General features: G+C 64.9%; 17 protein-coding genes and 1 pseudogene. 3 read left to right on the top strand and 15 right to left on the bottom strand.

The window, feature by feature from the left end:
- Positions 1-97: 97 nt before the first annotated feature.
- The 5 genes and pseudogenes from ACSQ3E_RS11880 to ACSQ3E_RS11860 all read right to left on the bottom strand — a co-directional run.
- Positions 98-1,006, bottom strand: a pseudogene (locus ACSQ3E_RS11880) (branched-chain amino acid ABC transporter permease); the annotation flags it as partial.
- 5 nt (positions 1,007-1,011) lie between these two features.
- The gene (locus ACSQ3E_RS11875; RefSeq protein ID WP_436122843.1) at positions 1,012-1,725 is read right to left on the bottom strand and encodes an ABC transporter ATP-binding protein; all 714 of its coding nucleotides are present in this window, start codon (positions 1,723-1,725) and stop codon (positions 1,012-1,014) included.
- A complete protein-coding gene (locus tag ACSQ3E_RS11870; protein ID WP_310318788.1) occupies positions 1,718-2,485 on the bottom strand; it encodes an ABC transporter ATP-binding protein in 768 nt (255 codons plus the stop codon). Before ACSQ3E_RS11870 ends, ACSQ3E_RS11875 begins: the two co-directional genes overlap by 8 nt.
- Positions 2,486-2,530: 45 nt before the next feature.
- On the bottom strand, positions 2,531-2,860 hold the full coding sequence (locus tag ACSQ3E_RS11865) for a DUF1330 domain-containing protein (protein WP_436122842.1): 330 nt from the start codon (positions 2,858-2,860) through the stop codon (positions 2,531-2,533).
- A gap of 14 nt (positions 2,861-2,874) precedes the next feature.
- Positions 2,875-4,071: an ABC transporter substrate-binding protein gene (locus tag ACSQ3E_RS11860; protein ID WP_310318782.1), complete on the bottom strand. Its 1,197-nt coding sequence runs from the start codon at positions 4,069-4,071 to the stop codon at positions 2,875-2,877.
- Between the two features lie 242 nt (positions 4,072-4,313).
- On the opposite strand from ACSQ3E_RS11860, the gene ACSQ3E_RS11855 reads away from it, so the two are divergent.
- Positions 4,314-5,918, top strand: a complete 1,605-nt coding sequence (locus tag ACSQ3E_RS11855; protein WP_436122841.1) for a GMC family oxidoreductase — start codon at positions 4,314-4,316, stop codon at positions 5,916-5,918.
- A gap of 3 nt (positions 5,919-5,921) precedes the next feature.
- Here ACSQ3E_RS11855 and ACSQ3E_RS11850 read toward each other — a convergent pair whose 3' ends face one another.
- The 3 genes from ACSQ3E_RS11850 to ACSQ3E_RS11840 form a co-directional block, all read right to left on the bottom strand.
- Positions 5,922-6,377 (bottom strand): nuclear transport factor 2 family protein, encoded by a 456-nt coding sequence (locus ACSQ3E_RS11850; RefSeq protein WP_436122840.1) that lies wholly within the window; start codon positions 6,375-6,377, stop codon positions 5,922-5,924.
- A 1-nt stretch (position 6,378) separates the two neighbouring features.
- Entirely contained in the window at positions 6,379-7,320 is a 942-nt protein-coding gene (locus ACSQ3E_RS11845) for an alpha/beta hydrolase (RefSeq protein ID WP_436122839.1), read from the bottom strand.
- A 140-nt stretch (positions 7,321-7,460) separates the two neighbouring features.
- Positions 7,461-8,669, bottom strand: coding sequence for an ABC transporter substrate-binding protein (locus ACSQ3E_RS11840; RefSeq protein ID WP_436122838.1), 1,209 nt, complete (start codon positions 8,667-8,669; stop codon positions 7,461-7,463).
- A 222-nt stretch (positions 8,670-8,891) separates the two neighbouring features.
- Between ACSQ3E_RS11840 and ACSQ3E_RS11835 the strand changes: the two genes are divergently transcribed.
- Complete coding sequence (locus ACSQ3E_RS11835) at positions 8,892-10,040, top strand: LLM class flavin-dependent oxidoreductase (RefSeq protein WP_436122837.1); 1,149 nt, start codon at positions 8,892-8,894, stop codon at positions 10,038-10,040.
- Positions 10,041-10,146: 106 nt separating this feature from the next.
- Here the strand turns inward: ACSQ3E_RS11835 and ACSQ3E_RS11830 are convergent, their stop codons facing one another.
- From ACSQ3E_RS11830 to ACSQ3E_RS11820, 3 genes are all read right to left on the bottom strand, one after another.
- Entirely contained in the window at positions 10,147-10,644 is a 498-nt protein-coding gene (locus tag ACSQ3E_RS11830) for a flavin reductase family protein (protein WP_310318762.1), read from the bottom strand.
- 105 nt (positions 10,645-10,749) lie between these two features.
- Complete coding sequence (locus ACSQ3E_RS11825; RefSeq protein WP_436122836.1) at positions 10,750-11,883, bottom strand: helix-turn-helix transcriptional regulator; 1,134 nt, start codon at positions 11,881-11,883, stop codon at positions 10,750-10,752.
- Positions 11,884-11,885: 2 nt separating this feature from the next.
- Positions 11,886-12,683: an SDR family oxidoreductase gene (locus tag ACSQ3E_RS11820; RefSeq protein WP_436122835.1), complete on the bottom strand. Its 798-nt coding sequence runs from the start codon at positions 12,681-12,683 to the stop codon at positions 11,886-11,888.
- Between the two features lie 199 nt (positions 12,684-12,882).
- On the opposite strand from ACSQ3E_RS11820, the gene ACSQ3E_RS11815 reads away from it, so the two are divergent.
- Entirely contained in the window at positions 12,883-14,469 is a 1,587-nt protein-coding gene (locus ACSQ3E_RS11815; protein WP_436122834.1) for a FadD3 family acyl-CoA ligase, read from the top strand.
- A gap of 204 nt (positions 14,470-14,673) precedes the next feature.
- On the opposite strand, the gene ACSQ3E_RS11810 is transcribed toward ACSQ3E_RS11815, so the two are convergent.
- Genes ACSQ3E_RS11810 through ACSQ3E_RS11795 form a run of 4 tightly spaced genes read right to left on the bottom strand, consistent with a single transcriptional unit; the run spans position 14,674 to position 18,404 of the window.
- Entirely contained in the window at positions 14,674-15,579 is a 906-nt protein-coding gene (locus ACSQ3E_RS11810; RefSeq protein WP_436122833.1) for an SDR family oxidoreductase, read from the bottom strand.
- An 11-nt stretch (positions 15,580-15,590) separates the two neighbouring features.
- On the bottom strand, positions 15,591-16,193 hold the full coding sequence (locus tag ACSQ3E_RS11805) for a gamma carbonic anhydrase family protein (protein WP_436122832.1): 603 nt from the start codon (positions 16,191-16,193) through the stop codon (positions 15,591-15,593).
- A 2-nt stretch (positions 16,194-16,195) separates the two neighbouring features.
- A complete protein-coding gene (locus tag ACSQ3E_RS11800) occupies positions 16,196-17,347 on the bottom strand; it encodes an acetyl-CoA C-acetyltransferase (RefSeq protein ID WP_436122831.1) in 1,152 nt (383 codons plus the stop codon).
- Positions 17,340-18,404 carry an acyl-CoA dehydrogenase family protein gene (locus ACSQ3E_RS11795; RefSeq protein ID WP_436122830.1) on the bottom strand — a complete coding sequence of 355 codons (1,065 nt, stop codon included), beginning with the start codon at positions 18,402-18,404 and terminating at the stop codon, positions 17,340-17,342. The genes ACSQ3E_RS11800 and ACSQ3E_RS11795 overlap by 8 nt, the downstream gene beginning before the upstream one ends.
- Positions 18,405-18,415 lie beyond the last annotated feature (11 nt).

Genomic DNA, 18,415 nt, shown 5'->3' with positions numbered 1-18,415 from the left:
CGCCGCCGACCGTGAAGATCGCGAGCCACAGGCGACCGTTCTCGAGGAAGCTGCCGGAGCGGCCCGACGAGACGTCGGCGACCGAGTGGCTTGTCGTTTCCTTGCCGAACAGGCCGGCCGGGCGGAAGATCAGCACCAGCGCCATGATGATAAAGATCACGGTTGCCGAGGCCTGCGGATAGAAGACCTTGGTCAGGCCCTCGATCACGCCGAGCATCAGGCCGGAGACGATGGCGCCGAAGATCGAGCCCATGCCGCCGATGACCACGACAGCGAAGATGGTGATGATCATGCCCTGCCCCATCTGCGGGCTGACCTGGTAGATCGGGGCTGCCATGACGCCGGCGAAACCGGCAAGGCCGACGCCGAAGGCATAGGTCAGCATCAGCAGGCGCGGCACGTTGATGCCGAAGGCACGCACGAGGTCGGGGTTTTCGGTCGCAGCCCGGAGGTAGGAGCCGAGCTTGGTGCGTTCGACCATGTACCAGGTGCCGAAGCAGACAACGATTGCTGCGGCGATCACCCAGGCGCGGTAGATCGGCAGGAACATGAAGCCGAGATTGATGCCGCCCTTCAGAGACTCCGGCACGCCGTACATCTGGCCGGCGGCACCGTAATAGACGTTGAAGGCACCCTCGATCGCCATGGCGAGGCCGACGGTCAAAAGCAGGCCGTAGGCATGGTCGAGATCATAGACACGGCGGATGAAGATGCGCTCCATCAGTGCGCCGATGACAGCCACCACCAGCGGGACGATGACCAGCGCCCACCAGTAGCCGATGGATGGCAGGCCGAGCCCGGGGAACAGTTCGGGCAAGCGCATCAGGTACCACGCGCCAAACGCACCCAGCATGTATTGCGCGCCATGGACGAAGTTGCCGATGCGCAGCATGCCGAAGATGATCGCCACGCCGAGGCTCATCATGGCGTAGAACGAACCGTTGATGAGGCCGACGAGCAACTGGCCGAAAAGAAGGGTTGGCGGAACGCCAATCAGGTCCATCATGGCCATCACACCCCGAGATAAGCTTGGATTTTGGCTTCGTTGCCAGCGAGTTCATCGCGGCTGAAGCGCTCGACCACCTTGCCGTGGTCGACGACGAAATGCCGGTCGGCGAGCTTCGAGGCGAAGCGGAAGTTCTGCTCGACCAGAAGAATGGTGAAACCCCTCGCCTTCAGCTTTTCGAGCACCACCGCGATCTGCTTGACGATAACAGGCGCAAGGCCCTCGGTCGGCTCGTCGAAGATCAACAGCTTGGCGCCCGTGCGCAGGATGCGGCCGATGGCCAGCATCTGCTGCTCGCCGCCGGACAGCTTGGTGCCGGGGCTCTGCCAGCGTGCCTTGAGATTGGGAAACAGGTCGAGAATCTCGTCCACCGTCATGCCGCCCTTGGCGATGACCGGAGGCAGCTCCAAGTTCTCGGCGACGGAAAGGCTCGAGAAGATGCCACGCTCCTCAGGGCAATAGGCGATGCCGCGCCGGGCAATGATCTCGGGCGCACGCGCCGCGACGTTCTCGCCGCGATAGGTGATGGCACCCGTCTTCTTGCGCACCAGCCCCATGATGCAACGAAGCGCTGTCGTCTTGCCGGCACCGTTGCGGCCGAGCAGCGTGACGAGCTCGCCTTCGCGAATGTCGAAATTCATGCCGTGGAGCGCCTTGCTCTCGCCGTACCAGGCATGCAGGTCGGCGATGTCGAGCACCACCTTTGAAGTCTCAGTCATCTGCGCCACCGATATAGGCTTCGACAACGCGCGGATCGCGCGACACGGTCTCGTAGTTGCCTTCGGCCAGCACACGACCCTGGGCCAGCACGGTGATGGTGTCGGAAAGGGCTGAAACCACCGACAGATTGTGCTCGACCATCAGGACCGTGCGCTCGCTTGCTACCTTGCGGATCAGTTCGGCGATGCGGTCGACGTCCTCGTGCCCCATGCCCGAGGTCGGCTCGTCGAGCAAAAGCATCTCGGGATCGAGTGCCAGGGTCGTCGCAATCTCCAGTGCGCGCTTGCGCCCGTAAGGCAGATTGACCGCGACGTGGTTGCGATAGGACAGCATGCCGACGGCGTCGAGCAGCTCGTCGATGCGGTCGTTGAGCACGCCGAGCGTGCGTTCGCTCTGCCAGAAGCGATAGGACGTACCCGTCGGCCGCTGCAGCGCCATGCGCACGTTTTCGCGCACGCTCATGCGCGGAAACACCGCCGAGATCTGGAACGAGCGGACAATGCCCTTGCGCGCCACCTCTTCCGGCTTCAGCGCGGTGATGTCCTCGCCGTTGTATCGGATCGTGCCTTCGCTCGGCGAAAGGAACTTGGTGATCAGGTTGAAGGTCGTCGTCTTGCCGGCGCCGTTCGGGCCGATCAGGGCGTGGATGGTGTTGCGCCGGACCTTGAGGTCAACGTCCTTCACGGCGGCGAAGCCGTAGAAATACCGGCTCAGCCCGGACGCCTCGATGATGTAGTCGTCCGCAGTGCCTTGCTGCACCTTGTCCTCCACGTACTCTTAGAAATGTGCGGCCCACGCCGCCCGTCATGCGTCGACGAGAATGCCCTTGCCGCGGGATGCCAGCTGCCTGAGCGCCACCACCTTCTGGTAGTCTTCCGAATGGTAGAAACGCCTGGCGTGCTCTGCGCTCGGGAACTCGACCACCGATATCGATGCCGGCTGCCAGCCACCTTCGAGGCTTTCGATACGGTCGCTCGACAGGATGAAACGCCCGCCGCCGGCGGCCATGATCGGGCCTGCGACCTCGCGATAATGCTGCCAGGCGGCCTCGTCGGTGATTTCGATCTCGAAGATCAGATAGCCGGGCAAGTCGTCGCTCCCATAGGTGAAGGCGCCGGGCGACGAAGCCGCCACCCGGCGCTATCGGCTCAGCCCTTGGCCAGCTTGCAGGCGCTCTTGTCGATCGAGCGGAAGGCCTGCTCGGCAGGAACCGTCGTCACCACCTTGAACACGTCCTGCGCATCGGATGCTTCACCTGGCGCGCGCACTTCGAGCAGCTGCATGTCGTGCACGAGGCGGCCGTTGGGCAAAAGCGTCGCGTTCTTCGCGAACAGGTCGTTGATCTTGCCTTCGCGCAGCTTGGCGAGCACTGCGGTCGGCTCGTCGGTGCCGGCGGCCTTGACGGCGTTCAGGTAGTTGGTGGCAGCCGAATAGGCACCCGCCGCGACCCAGCCCGGCGCATTGCCGGTCTTCTTCTGCATCTCTTCCTTGAAATGCTTGGATGCGTCGTCAGTGTTCCAGTACCAGGCGGCGGCAAACTGGATGCCCTTCAGCGCTTCAAGGCCGATTGCGCGCGCGTCCGACTGATGCAGCACGGTCACCGCCACGCGCATGCCCTGGTCGATCAGCCCGAACTCCTGCACCTGCTTCAGCGCGTTGATCAGTTCGGGGCCGTTGACGGTCAGCGCCAGCACCTTGGCGCCCGATGCCTGCGCCTGCAGGATGTAGGACGAGAAATCGGTGGTGCCGAGCGGCGCGCGCACCTGCCCGAGGATCTTGCCGCCCTCGTCCTCGACAGCGGTCTTCACGCCCGCTTCCATCACCTTGCCGGCCTCGTAGTCGGGCGACAGGATGAACCAGGTTTCGCCGCCGGCCTTTAGCTGGGCGCTGACCGACGAACGCACCTGCGAATAGGCGTCGTAGGCCCAGGCCATGCCGTAGCCGTTGCAATCGGCTTCGGTCATCTTGTCGGTCATCGGCGAGACGAAGAAGCCGAGCTTCTTCTGTTCGCCCAAAAGGTTGTTGACGGACAGCGCGATCGCCGAATTGGCGACGTCGAACAGCGCGTCGACATTGTCGCGCTCCAGCCATTCGCGGGCGATCGACAGTGCGATTTCCGGCTTGTTCTGGTGATCGGCCGACACCAGTTCGATCGGCTTGCCCAGCACCTGGCCGCCGAAGTCGGAAATGGCGAGCTTGACCGCCTCGGTCACCTCGGTGCCGCCGAGCGCGGAGAAGGACGAGCTCTGGTCGTTGAGTACGCCGAGCTTGACGCTGGCGTCCTGTGCAGCGGCGGTCAGCGCGGTCGACAGCAGCAGAGCTGCCGCGAGAATGGATTTCTTCATGTCATTCCTCCCCAGGAACGTAGGCTTTGGTGCCGGTCTGGATGCGCGCCGGCATTGATGTGCGCGCAAGGCCGCCACGCTGCATGGCGTGACGACTCCTCAAGGAGAAATCACAGGATGCGGGAGAACCGAACATCGTCCATGCGGACTACCGCATATGTCGGCCTGGACCTGAGCAAAGCTTGCCTGGGTTAGTTCGTTTGCAGGATGCGAGCCGGCGCGCACGCGCAAGACATCGCGGCATGAGTGAATTCGATACGATCATCGTCGGCGCCGGCTCGGCCGGCTGCGTGCTGGCCAACAGGCTGAGCGAGGACTCGGGACACAGGGTGCTTGTCCTCGAGGCCGGACCATCGGACCTTCATCCCTTGGTCCGGATGCCCCGGGGATGGGTCAAGCTGACCAAGCATCCGAAACGCTCCTGGAACTTTCCAGTCGAGCATGAAGAAGGCCGGCCGGAAGCCGAGACATGGGCGCGCGGCCGCGGGCTTGGCGGCTCGAGCTCGATCAACGGCATGCTCTATTGCCGGGGCGCACCGGAGGATTACGACGGCTGGGCCGATTTCGGCGTGACGGGTTGGAACTGGTCCGACATGGCGCCCGTCTTCCACAAGATCGAGAACCACCAGTTGGGCGGCGATGCCATCAGGGGCGGCAATGGTCCTTTGCAGATCAGCGTCCGTCCGCTCGCCGATCCGCTCGGCAAGGCGATCCTCGACGCAGGCGCTTCGCTCGGCCTCGATCGTCTCGACGATCTCAACGGCATCAGGCGAGATGGCGTCGGCACCTACACCCATACGGTTGATCACAAGGGGCGGCGCATGAGCGCGGCTCGCGCTTTCCTCCGGCCGGCGATGCGGCGCAAGAACCTCGTCGTCCGCACCGGCGCGCAGGTCCTGCGCATCCTGTTCGACGGCCGTCGGGCGGTCGGCGTCGAATATGCCGTGGGCGGTCGGCAGCACACCGCGCGAGCAGCAAAAGAGGTCATCGTCGCCTGTGGCGCGATCCAGTCGCCGCAATTGCTGCAGGTATCAGGCATCGGCCGCCCTGATGCGCTTTCGGCTGCCGGCATCCGGACAGTGGCGGAATTGCCTGGCGTCGGCCGCAACTTCGCCGAACATCTTGTGGTAGCACTTCCCTATCGCCTCGCCGCAATGCACGGCCACAACCGCCGACTCAGCGGCCTACGCCTCGTCGGCGAGGTGCTGCGTTATTATTTCGCCGGCACCGGGCTGATGAGTTTCGGCGCTTCCGAAATGGGCGGCTTCGTCCGCTCTTCGCCTGACGTCGCCTATCCGGACCTGCAGCTGTCGTTGTCGCCCTACACCTTCGCCCGCGGGCTGCTGCAAGGCCGGCTGAAGCTGGAGGACCAGCCCGGCATCACCATCATTGGCTATGCCCTGCGGCTGGAAAGCCGCGGCGAGATCACGATGCGCTCGGCCGACATGCGCGACATGCCCTCGATCCGGCCGAACTGGCTGGCGACCGAAAACGACCGGCGGGCGGCGGTCGCGATGATGCGCATCATGCGTGACTTCGTCGCCCAGCCGGCCTTGCAGCCGTTCGTAAAGCAAGAGCTATGGCCCGGCCCAGCGGTGCAATCGAACGAAGACATGCTCGCCGCCTTCCGCTCGACCTTCGTATCTGGATTGCACGCGATCGGCACCTGCCGGATGGGCAACGACGCTGACGCTGTCGTCGACGAGCGGCTGCGCGTCCATGGCGTCGATGGCCTGCGCGTCGTCGATGCCTCGGTCATCCCGGCGCCGATCTCGGGTAACACCAACGGCCCGGTGATGGCCCTGGCCTGGCGCGCCGCCGATCTGATCCTCGAGGAAAGGCGTTAAAGCTCAGAAATCGAAGAATTCGCTACGCGCACTGCTGAACGCCTTTTCCAGCCGGTGGGCCATGCGCCAACCCTCATCGGTCCTGCGATAACGCACGTCATACTGGCCGCAGGCGGTACGGCTCATCGTGTGGTTCGGGGCAAGCCGGCCGATGGCGACGAACTGGAAATGCAGGTGACCGGTCGCCTTGTCGCTGTCAATGTCGAGCAGCGGCAGGCCGGGCACGTGAACGCCTGAGTATTTCGACGTGAAATCAAGGCAGAAAGCCGCCAGTTGGTCCCTCCCCTCGACCTTCTGCGCCGGGCGATCGCCGACGGCCGCGATCTCGAACACGCCGTCGGCGGTGAACACATCGGCCCACGCAGCGCCATCGCCGCTGTCCCACGCCCGGGCATAACGCGCTTCGAGCGCGATGATGTCGAGCATTGCCTCGGCGCGCGCCAGCCTTGCCTCCAGCATCTCACGCACTCCTGGCGAAGGCGGCGCGCAGCCTCGCGCCGCCATGGTCGATCGCCAGCCGCGCCTTGCCGATCAGACCGACCATGCTGGCAAAGCCGTGCGAGACGCCGTTGTAGCGTCGTGTATCGAGATCGACGCCCGCCTCGGTAAGCGCCGCGCAGAAGGCCTCGACCTCGCAGCGCAGCGGGTCGAATTCGGCTATGGCGACCGTCGTCTGGGGCAACCCCGCGAGATCGGGCGACCGCAGCAACGCGACGCGTGGATCGGCCAGATAGGCCGGCTCACTGACATATTGCTGCCAGTACCAGCGCATCATCTCGGCGCTGAGGAACGGTGTCTTTGGGAAGGTTTCGTAGCTGGTGCCGGAGGCCGTCGGATCCGAAGCGGGATAGAACAGCAACAGATGCCGAAGTCTCAGGCGGATCTCCGATGAAGCATGGAGCGCTGCGGCGGCTGCCAGGTTGCCCCCGGCGCTGTCGCCAGCCAGCGCTAGTCTCTCTGCGTCACAACCCAGCGCTGATGCGTTGGCGGCCGCCCATTCCAGTGCCGCCGAAGCATCCTCATAGGCCGCCGGAAACCGGTGTTCCGGCGCCAGCCGGTAGTCGACCGACAGCACCGCGCAATCGCCCGCCTTGGCCAGCGCCCGGCAGAAATTGTCATGCGTCTCCAGCGAACACAGCACGAACCCGCCGCCATGCAGGAAGACGAGCAGCGGCAGCAGATCGCCATGCCGGGGCTTATAGAGTCGCGCCGAGATGTCTCGCGCGCGCCCTGCAACGACGATGTCTTCGACCGAGGCCATCTCGGTGCGCTCGGTCGGCCATCCCGCCGCGTTCACTGCAGCGCGCAATGCCGGGATGTCGACATTGGTGAGATCGAGCGGTGGTCGCCTGGCGATGATCTCCGCCATCTCAGCAATATCCGCATCGAGCGCCAATTCCATAGCCAACCTCCCCCGGCATCTTCCTCAGCCGAAATGAAGGACGGCCCGGCGGTTCGCCGCATCGTTCGATCGGGTGAGCCAATGAAAAAGGCGCCGCCGGAAACCGGCGACGCCTTTCGCAAAATCAACCGTTCGGCTGCTTACTGGGCGCAGTCGGCGCGCTCGACGAGACCGTCCTCGCGCAGCTGGTAGGGATTCTTGACGACCTTGAGGCTCTCAACCGACGGCAGGAAGTGGTTGTCGGCGCTGGCCGCCAGCTTACCGGTCAGCGTCTTGATCTCGCCGGCATTGGCTTCGATCCAGGCAGCGACCGACTTGCCGTCGGTCTTGCCCGAGCCGTTCATGGCAGCGGCCAGGATGAAGGGCTGGATGTAATAGGGCACCAGCGCCGAAGGCCCGCCCATGCGGTCGAGGTCGGCGATGTCGGCCTTGGCCTTTTCGGCGAATTTGGCGAACGGCTTTTCGCCCAGCGCATCGCCCGGGCAGTAGGTCATGCCCTCGAACTGCACCGAATAGACACCCTCGAATGGCTCGGTGCCGATGGTTGCGGCGTTGCCGACGGCGTAGTTGGTCATGGTCAGGCTTGCCAGCACCGGCACGTCCCAGCCGATGTCATAGCGGTTTTCCAGCATCTTGCGGGCATCGTCGCCGATCGAGTTGATCAGCAGCACCGCTTCGGCGTCGGAGTTGCGCAGCGAAAACAGCTGCGGGGTCATGTCCTCGGTGCGGAAGGCGAATTCCTGGATGGCAACCGGCTCGACGCCCTTGCCCTTCATGTAGTTGACGATGTCGGACACCGCCGCCTTCGACATGCCGCCATTGTCCGAGATCAGCGCCAGCTTGGTCAGCTTCAGCGTGTCGAGCGCGTAGGCGATGTTGGGGATCATCTGGTTCTCGCCGATCGGCGAGGTCGAGAAATGGTACGGGCCGACCTTGGGCGTAAGCGCAGTCGAGGCCGCGCTCGAAATCTGGGCAATGTTGGCCTCGGTGCCGATCGGCATCAGCGGCGTCGTTTCCTGGCTGGTCGCCGGGCCGACCACTGCCGCAACCTTCTCGCTCTCGATCAGGCGGCGCATCTCGCTGACGCCATGCGTCGGGTCGGTCATCGTGTCGGCCAGCACCAGCTCGACCTTCTTGCCCAGAATGCCGCCGGCGGCATTGATGTCGTCGACTGCGCGCTTCCAGGCAACCTCCGCATTCTTGCCGATCGAGGCGCCCGCGCCGGTCAGTGACATGATGCCGCCGATCTTGATCGTCTCCTCGGCCCGAGCCGTGCCGGCAGCTGCCAGGGCGGTGAACGACGTCAAGGCGGCGACGAGCGCGCGCCGGCTCAGAATGCTGGAAGTCATAGTCTGGTCTCCAAGGAAATCGATGCCGCCGTTTCGGCCTAACGCGATTGACCGGCATCGTCCATAAGGACCATTGAATTGAACCAGAAGCTGCCTCGCCTGGCCCAATGGCATCAGCCGCAAAACGGCCCTCACCCGATCGAACGATGAATTTCGCGGCCTTCGCCCCGAGACTCCAGCCCATGCCGAAAGGGCAAATGTCTCAAGTGGAGGAGCCTGCCAGTGAAATTTTCCATGATCTACGAGGCGCAGATCGCCGAAACCCACCGGGAAGCCGAACAGCAGATGTTCCGCGAGATGGCGGAACAGTGCGTGCAGCTCGACAGGAGCGGCTTCGACGGCGTCTGGTGCGTTGAGCACCACGGCCTGACGCAATATTCGCACATGTCGGCGCCGGAAACTTTTTTGGCCTTCGTTGCCGGTCAGACGAAGAAACTCGAGATCGGCCACGGCGTCGTCTGCCTGCCGCCGGCGATGAACCATCCCATCAAGGTGGCCGAGCGCGTCGCCATGCTCGACATCCTGTCCAATGGCCGCGTCAATTTCGGCGTTGGCAAGGGCGGCAGCCAGCAGGAAGCCGGCGCGTTCGGCTACCAGCTGTCCGAACTGCAGCCGCTGATCGACGAGAGCATGTATTTGATCCCGCGCCTCTTTACCGAGGAGTTGGTCGAGCATGACGGCCAGTACATCAAATTCCCGGGCCGGCCCGTCCATCCCAAACCGCTGCAGCAACCGCACCCGCGCATGTACATGGCCTGCACCCGCTGGGAGGCGGTGCTGACAGCTGGTTCGCGCGGCCTCGGTGCGCTGGTCATGGGCTTCGGCGGCCCCGACGAGATCAAGACCAAGAGCGACGCCTACCGCAAGGCCTTTGCCGAGCGCAAAGCGGAGGACCAGGTCGGCTTCCGCCCGACCGAGCACCTCTCGGCGCTATGCCCGGCCATCGTCCTGCGCGACCGCGACAAAGCGCGGCGCATCGGCCTGCGCGGACAGCGCTTCTTTGCCGAGGCGCTGTCGCACTGGTACCAGGGCGGCCCAAAGCCTGAGGTCGACGACATGAGCCCGGAAGAGCATCTGGCCGCGCTCGACAAGGTGCGCGAGCACAAATTCGCCAAGCTCGGCGAGGACAAGATCGCCTACAATCCCCAGGCCTATGGTTATCTCGACGACATCAACGACGCCTACGGCACGCCTGAGGACTGCATCCGCTATGTCGAGCGCCTGTTCGAGGCCGGCGCCGACGAGATCATGTTCCTGTCGCAGATGGGCACCGTGCCGCATGAGGCGATCATGGAGACGATCGAACTGATCGGCAGCGAGGTCATCCCGCATTTCCGCGGCAAGAAGCTGCGCATAGCTGCCGCCGAATAGACAGCCAGCGGCCGGTGCCCCCGGCCGCCTCTTCTGCATCCGAAACGACAAAGGCCGGCATCAATATGCCGGCCTTCTTTGATTCCAGGAGCCGTCTTGGTCCTCGCTACATCGCCAGATGCGCGCCGACATAACGGGCATCGGCATAGATCAGCGGCTCGATGCTGCCGAACAGCGCGACTTCGGTGACCCGTCCGACGAACACGCCATGGGTGCCGTAGTAGAACTCGCCGTCATTGGCGCAGAAGATGTTGGCCTGGGCATCGCCGAGATATGGAATGCCATCGCGCTCGCGCCAGTCGCCCTCGGCAAAACGCGCCTCGCCCTTCACCTGACCGCCACAACGTTGCGCCAATGCTTCATGATTACGCGCCAATATATTGACACAGAACGGATTTTTCGCCTGGAAGGCAGCAAAGATCGAGGCGCTTCGGTTAACGCAGGCGAGCAGCGACGGTGGCTCCATGCTCAGGCTGTCGACCGCGGTCGCGGCCATGGCAAGCCTTTGGCCCTCGTGGCTCGTGGTCAGGATCACCACCGATTTCGCCAGCCGGCGCATCGCTGCCCGCGTATCCGTCACCAGTTCGTTGATCTCAAGGGACATTCCGCACTCCACGTCCTACAATGATCGCAGCATCGCGTAGGCAGTGGCTTGAGGCATCGTTCGAACGGGCGAGCCCGAGCAATTGCGTGAAGTGAGAAGGGACCTCTAACCCAGTTCGTCGACCGAGCGCAGCAACAGGCGCACGAGCTCGCTCTGCCTGTTCACGCCGGTCTTGGAAAACACCATGCGCAGATGCGCCTTGGCGGTGTTCTTGGTGATGCCGAGCGCAGCACTGGCATCGTCGAGGTCAAGGCCCTGCCCCATCAGCGCGGCGAGCTCGGCTTCGGCCGGCGTCAGGCCGAACAGCCTGACCAGCACCGCCGGCTGCGGCGCAACGCTGTTGCCGGCGTCGGCGATGATGACGAGTGCCGCCCCGCGCAGCGGCGCCTGCAGCTTGGTCGAATGTGGCGCCGGCCTGACAACGAGCCCGAGCGCCTCGCCGCTGGAGCGATGTATCGAGAACGCCCGCGAGCCGGCAAAGGAGGCATCGCGGGCGTCCGCAATTTCCGCCACCGCTGCGTTGAACGCACCGCTCGGCCCGGCCTCGTCGAGCAGGCGCAGCCGTCCTCGGTCGTTCTTCAGTACATCCTTTTCGGCCAGGATGGTCTCCGCCTGCGGCGTTGCCTGCAGGATGCGGCAATCACGGTCGACGATGATGGCACCCACCGCCAGCCGCCCGAGCGCGCCCGCAAACAACTCGCGTTCGGTCTCGAGCCCGTTCAGCCTGAGGAACAGGCCCATCGCTTGCGTCAAATGCGGCAGCAGGCGGCTGAACGTCTCCCGCTCGCCGTTGCCGAAATTGTCCCGGCCCAGCACCCGTGTGGCACGCATCCGCACCCTTGCGCCCGACGGCTCCACAATATCGGCACCCACGACATGCATCCAGCCGGAGCCGGTCATGAAGCTGGTCATGAATTCCGAGCGCGAGAACCCTTCCTCGCCGACGAGCTCGGCCAGCGTCGTCACCTTGCCGAGCGGCAGGTCGATGAAGGGGTCTTGCGCGTAGAGGTCGTTGTAGCGGGCGATGCGCTCTTCGGACGCAGCACCGGAATAGATCGCACCCGGTCGGTCGCGGCGCTGTCGCTCGATGATCAGCGTACTGCTTTCGGCATCAACTGAAGACCGCAGCCCTTTGAGAAAACTGTCGAAGGGCTTTGCTTCACTGATTCCGGCGTAGAGCAATTCGACCAACAGGTCGTGATCGGGCGTGGCACCTGCTCCTTCCGCCCGTTCAACCACGGTCAGTTCGCGTCCGGTGCGTAACGCTTGATCAGGTCGAGGAACAGCGGGGTCTCGCCGCCGCCATGAACCTCGAGCTGGGCGCCGGTGACGAAGGTCGCGGTCGGGCTGGCGAGGTAGAGGGCGGCACGCGCGATGTCGTCGCCACGTCCCATGCGCTTCATCGGCACCGAGGCAGCAATTGCCTGCTGGGCTTCGCGCGAGCCATAGGTCTCGTCCGCCTTCTCGGTCTCGATGAGGCCGACAATGATGGCGTTGACGCGCACCTTGGGCGCCCACTCCTGCGCCAAGCTGGTGGTCAGGCTGAGCAGACCGGCCTTGGCAGCGCCATAGACCGAGGTGCCCGGCGATGGCCGGCGGCCGGAAACGCTGGCGATATTGATGATGTTGCCGCCTTCCGGCAGCCTGGCCATCCAGTGGTAGACCGCTTGCGACAGGTAGACCGGCGCCATCAGGTTGAGATTGACGATGGCGTCGGAGAAGCGCGGCGATACCGTTGCGGCATCAACATGAGGCGAGCCGCCGGCATTGTTGACCAGCACGTCGATGCGGCCATGTTCCTCACCGACGCGATCGACAAGTTCCTTGCAGGCCTGGGCCGTGCGCACGTCGCATTGCATGAAGATCGCCCTGTTACCATTCGAATGCGGCAGGCTGTCGGGCTCGGTGCGTGCGCAGACGACGACGGTCGCGCCCGCGCCGAGAAAGCCTTCGGCAATCGCGCGGCCGATGCCCTTGGTGCCGCCGGTCACGATGACGACCCTGCCCTCGAAGGCAGCTGGTTGCGGGGCATTGCTCATGTCGTAACTCCAGGCGTGGTCCAGCGCGCGTGCGTCAACACGCAGTCCTACAGCCTTTATGTCGGTCGCCGTAAGGTTTATTCGTCTCTTCGGACGATGCTGGCCGCCCGCCGACGCCTATGTTCCCGCCACACTAGCCCGGCAACCGCGTCCGCGGCCGCCATACCTTCGAACAGGCCCAGTGCCTCCAGGTAGACAGATGATCTCAGAAGACGCCGACTGGAAGTTCACCACCATTCCTGCCCTCTGCGCACGCGCGGCCGAGGTCTATGGCACGCGCACGGCAGTCGAAGACAACGGCGTCGTGCTGAACTTCGTCGAGATCGACGCCATGCGCAAGCGCGTCGCCAAGGCGATGATCGCCGCCGGCGTCCAGAAGGGCGACCGCATCATGATCTGGGCGCCGAATACCTGGAAATGGTTTGCCACCGCACTCGGCCTCGTCACTGCAGGTGCGGTCTTGATCCCGGCCAGCACCCGCTTCAAGGGTGCTGAGATCGCCGAACTGGTCAAGCGCAGCGGCACTTCGGTGCTGTTTTCGGTCGGCGACTTCCTCAACACCTACTATCCTGACCAAATTCGTGCCGAGACGCGCGAGCTGCTGCGCGAAGTGGTCGTCATTGGCGACCCGCGCAACGGCGACCGCGACTGGGACAGCTTCGTCGCCGCCGGCGACACGGTCAGCGATGCCGAGCTCGCCGCGCGCGAGGCAACTGTCGGCCCCGACGACCTCTGCGACATGCTCTTCACCTCTGGCACCACGGGTTATCCCAAAGGTGTCATGTATGGCCACCAGCAGTGCCTGCAGGCGATCGACGCCTGGGCAACGCGCGTCGGCATCCGCGAGCATGACCGCATCCTGGTCATCCCGCCCTTCTTCCACGCCTTCGGCTACCGCTCAGGCGCCATCGTTTCGCTGATGCGCGGCGCGGTGCTGATGCCGCATCTCACCTATGATGCCGGCGAAATCCTCAAGCGCGTCGCCGAGGAGAAGATCTCCGTCATCCCCGGCCCGCCCGCCATCTTCCAGGGCATGCTCCAGCATCCCGAACTGGCAAAGTTCGACACCTCCAGCCTGCGCCTCGGTGTGACCGGCGGCGCCGTCGTGCCGTCCATCCTCATCCGCCGCATGCGCGAAGAGCTCGGTTTCGCCGGCGTGGTCAACGGCTATGGCCTGACCGAATGCGGCGGCTACGGCACAATGTGCCTGGCGACCGATCCGGACGAGGTGATCGCCAACACCGCCGGTAAGGCAGCCCCCGGCGTCGAAGTCCGCATCATGGGCGACGACGGCCATTTCCTGCCCGACGGCAAGCCCGGTGAAGTGGTGATCCGTGGCTACATCGTCATGAAGGGCTATTTCAACGACCCCAAGTCGACGGCCAAGACCATCGACCCTGAGGGCTGGCTGCACACCGGCGACATCGGTTACTTCGACACCGACGGCAACCTGCGCATCGAGGACCGTCTCAAGGACATGTACATCACCGGCGGCTTCAACTGCTATCCGGCCGAGATCGAGCGCATCCTGAGCCAGCACCCGGCCATCGGCATCGTCGCCGTCATCGGCGTGGCAGACGAGCGCCTCGGCGAGGTCGGCAAGGCCTATGTCGTGCTGCGTCCTGGCACCAACGCCACCGAGAAGGACATCATCGACTGGTCGCGCGCTAACATGGCCAACTACAAATGCCCGCGCAGCGTCGATATCCGCCCGTCCCTGCCCACCAGCCCGCAAGGCAAGGTGCTCAAGAACATCCTGCGCGAAGAGGTCCCCCAGGACGCCTGACCGCGCCCGCCTGCCCTCCGACGCGGGGTCCGGAGCGGCAGGTGAAAGATTGAATACATAGGGGCGGTGCGCAAGCGTCGCCCCTTTTTCGTGGCCGTCACTTGGTAGCCAGTGCCGTCTACCGATGCCTTTCCAGGAGAACTTGCCGGCAAAGAAAAAGGGCGCCGGTTGCCCGACGCCCTCTCGATAACGTTAGCAACTGACCTACGCGCCGTAGACGGCCTTGGGCGCTGGACGCGTTGCCACCAATTCCTTGATCCGGTCGCCGAGTTCGACCGCGTCCCAGCGGCTGCCTTTGTCGAACTCCGGACCGTCGTTCCAGCCGAGGCAGACGCGGATCTTGCCGCCAATCAGCTCGAAGATCTGGCCGGTGACATCGGCAGACGCCGAGCTGCACAGCCAGGCGACCAGAGGTGCTGTGTTCTCGGGCGCGAAAATGTCGAACTCGCCGTCTTTCGCCTGCATGGCCTCGGCAAAGGCCGTCTCGGTCATGCGCGTGCGGGCATTCGGCGCGAGGCCGTTGGCGGTGATGCCATAGCGGCGAAGCTCGGCTGCCTGCACCAGGGTCAGCGAGGCTATGCCGCCCTTGGCCGCCGAATAGGCACTCTGGCCGACGCTGCCCTGCAGACCGGCGCCCGACGAGGTGTTGATGATGCGCGCGTCGACGGTCTTGCCGGCCTTCTGCTGGGCGCGCCAGTAGTCGACGGCGTGGCGGCTGACGCAGAAATGACCGCGCAGATGCACGCGCAGCACCGCGTCCCACTCGTCCGGCGTGCACGACACGAACATGCGGTCGCGCACGAAGCCGGCATTGTTGACCACGGCATGCAGCTCGCCGAAGGCGTCGAGCGCTGCCTTGACGATGCGGCCGCCGGCCTCGAAATCGGTGACGTCGTCATAGTTGGCGACGGCTTGGCCGCCCATCGCCTTGATCTCGTCGACCACCTGCTGCGCCGGCGTCTCCGCCGTCGCGTCGCCATGAGTGCCGACGCCGAGATCGTTGACCACGACCTTCGCACCTTCGGCCGCGAGGCCCAGCGCATAGGCGCGGCCCAAGCCGCGGCCGGCGCCGGTGACGATCACAACCCTGTTTTCGCAGATCCCTGCCATGTCAGTCCTTCTCACTTTGCCTTGGTCGACAGCCGCACGGCGCGGGCCTGGCCGGCATTGCGCTTGCGGTCGGGCTCCACCGTGCGGAGCGGTTCGCATTCCACGAGATCGGCAAGCGACCGGTCTGCCAGCCGCTGGTATTCGCCGTCGCCATTGTTGCGCCAGATGATGGCGGCTTCCGGCATTTCCTTGATCACCTTGGCCGGATTGCCGGCGATCAGGCTGCGCTGTGGCGTCACCACCTCGTTCTTCACCAAGCTGAGAGCGGCCACCAGGCTGTCGTCGCCAATGACCGCACCATCGAGCACCACGGCATTCATGCCGATCAGCGCATTTTCGCCCACCGTGCAGCCATGCAGGATGGCGCCGTGGCCTACGGTAGCACCTCGGCCGACGATGCAGTCGGAGCCCGCACCTGTATGCAAGGTGCAATTGTCCTGCACGCTGGCGTCGCCCACCACAGTGATGCGGCCGAAATCACCCCGCAGCGACGCTCCAGGGCCGATGTAGCAGCGCGGCCCGATGGTCACGTCGCCGATCAGCACCGCCGTCGGGTGCAGGTAGGTCGACGGGTCGACCACTGGCACGATGCCCTCGAAGGCATAACACGGCATGGTCAGAGCCTTTCGATGATGGTCACGTTGGCCTGGCCGCCGCCTTCGCACATGGTCTGCAGCGCGTAGCGGCCGTTGCGGCGCTCCAGTTCGTTCAACATCGTCGTCATGATGCGCGCGCCGGTGGCGCCCAGCGGGTGGCCGAGCGCAATCGCGCCGCCGTTGACGTTGACCTTGTCGCGCGGCACGCCGAGATCCTTTATCCAGGCGAGCGGGATCGAGGCAAAGGCCTCGTTGCACTCGAACAGGTCGATATCCTCGATCTTGAGGCCGGTCTTCGCCAGCGCATGGTGTGTCGCCGGGATCGGCGCCGTCAGCATCCACACCGGGTCGTCGCCACGCACGCTGATGTGGTGGATACGAGCGCGCGGCTTGAGGTTGTGATCCTTCACAGCCTGTTCGGACGCGATCAGCAGGGCCGCCGACGCATCCGCATTCTGGCTGGCGACGCCGGCATGAACGCGGCCTCCCTCGATCAGCGTCTTCAGCGCCGCCATCTTGTCGAGCGAAGTGTCGCGGCGTGGCGTCTCGTCCACCGCGAAGTCGCCGACGGGCACGATCTCGCCGGCGAAGCGGCCGGCATCGATCGCGGCAATCGCGCGCTGATGGCTTTCGAGCGCAAACTGCTCCATCTCGTCGCGGCTGCACTGCCACTTCTCGGCGATCATCTCGGCCGAGCGGAACTGGCTGACCTCCTGGTCGCCATAGCGGGCGAGCCAGCCCGGCGAGGTGCTGAACGGATCAGGAATGCCGAACTGCGGCCCGACCAGCATGGCCGACGCCATCGGGATCATGTTCATGTTCTGCACGCCGCCGGCAATCACCAGGTCCTGCGTGCCGCTCATCACCGCTTGGGCGGCGAAGTGCACCGCCTGCTGGGCGGAACCGCACTGACGGTCGACGGTCACGCCGGGCACATGGTCGGGCAGGCCCGCCACCAGCCAGCAGGTCCGAGCAATGTCGCCGGCCTGCGAGCCGATCGTGTCGGTGCAGCCGTAGATGACGTCATCGACCGCGTTCGGGTCGATGCCGGTGCGAGCAATCAGAGCCTTGATCGGCTGAGCGCCGAGATCGGCCGAGTGGAGACCGGCAAGCGAGCCCTTCTTGCGGCCGACCGGCGTGCGGATGGCGTCGACGATATAGGCTTCAGGCATCTTCTGCCTCCCTGGCAAAGGTGTGTTCGGGTCCGAGCGGACGCGCAAAGACGCGGGCGGCGACGCGCTCGCGATGGAAGGCAGTGCCGCCCCACCAACTGGTCAGCGCAATGCCGCGTTTGAGGAAGAAGTGCACGTCCACCTCCCAGGAATAGCCCATGGCGCCATGCACCTGGATCGAGGTGCGGGCGGCCACATCGGCGGCATCGGCACAGGCAAGCTTGGCCTGCGAGATACGGGCGCGGCTGTAGAGGTCGCCGTTTTCCAGCTGGGCGGCTGCCGCATGCAGCACCGGCCGGGCGAACTCGATCTTCACCTGGGCGGTGGCGAGGTGATGCTTGACCGCCTGGTAGGCGCCGATCGGCTTGCCGAACTGCTGGCGTTCCTTGGCGTAGGCGACGCCGAGATCGACGCAGCGCTGGGCAACACCCTGCATCTGCGCGGCCGCAAACAGCGCGCCCCGGTCGAGCGCGGCAGCCAGTGGTGCCGCAGCCTCATCAGCGCTGGCGACCAGCGTTTCGGCGCTCGGCTCGAACTCGACCGTGAACAGCCGGCGAAACGGGTCGACGCTTGGCTGCGCTACGATCTTTGCCTTGGCGGCTTCGACCAGATGCACAGCGCCATCGTGGACGATCAGCACCGCCTCGGCCGTGTCAGCATCGGCGACGAAGGGATTTGCCGGATGCGCCACCGTGATCGTCACCTCGCCCGCCAGAGCCCGCTCAAGCAAAGCAGCGGCGCTGGGTTTGTCGGAGAAGGCAGCAAGCAGCGGCAGCGCCACGCCGGCATTTTCGACCAGCGGTTCCGGCAGTCCGACGTAGCCGCCAGCCTCGGCGATCTGCACGAAGTCGATCGCGGACAGGCCGAGCCCGCCCTTGTCTTCGGCCACCAGCGCGCCGGCGAGGCCCATCTCGACGATCTTGGCCCAGCGGGCCTCGTCGCGGGCAGCGCCCTCGCCCATCAGCCGGCGCAGGTCGGCCGGCTGGCAGACATCATTGAGCAGTTCCCGGACGACGTCAGCCGTCATCGTCTGTTCTTCGGAGAAACGGAAATCCATCTTTTCGCCTC

It is taken from the genome of Aminobacter sp. LjRoot7, assembly GCF_964252895.1.
In the GTDB taxonomy this organism is placed as follows: Bacteria; Pseudomonadota; Alphaproteobacteria; order Rhizobiales; family Rhizobiaceae; genus Aminobacter; species Aminobacter aminovorans_B.
Note: the sequence above shows the minus strand (reverse complement) of the source record. Positions and strands in the feature narration are given on the sequence as shown.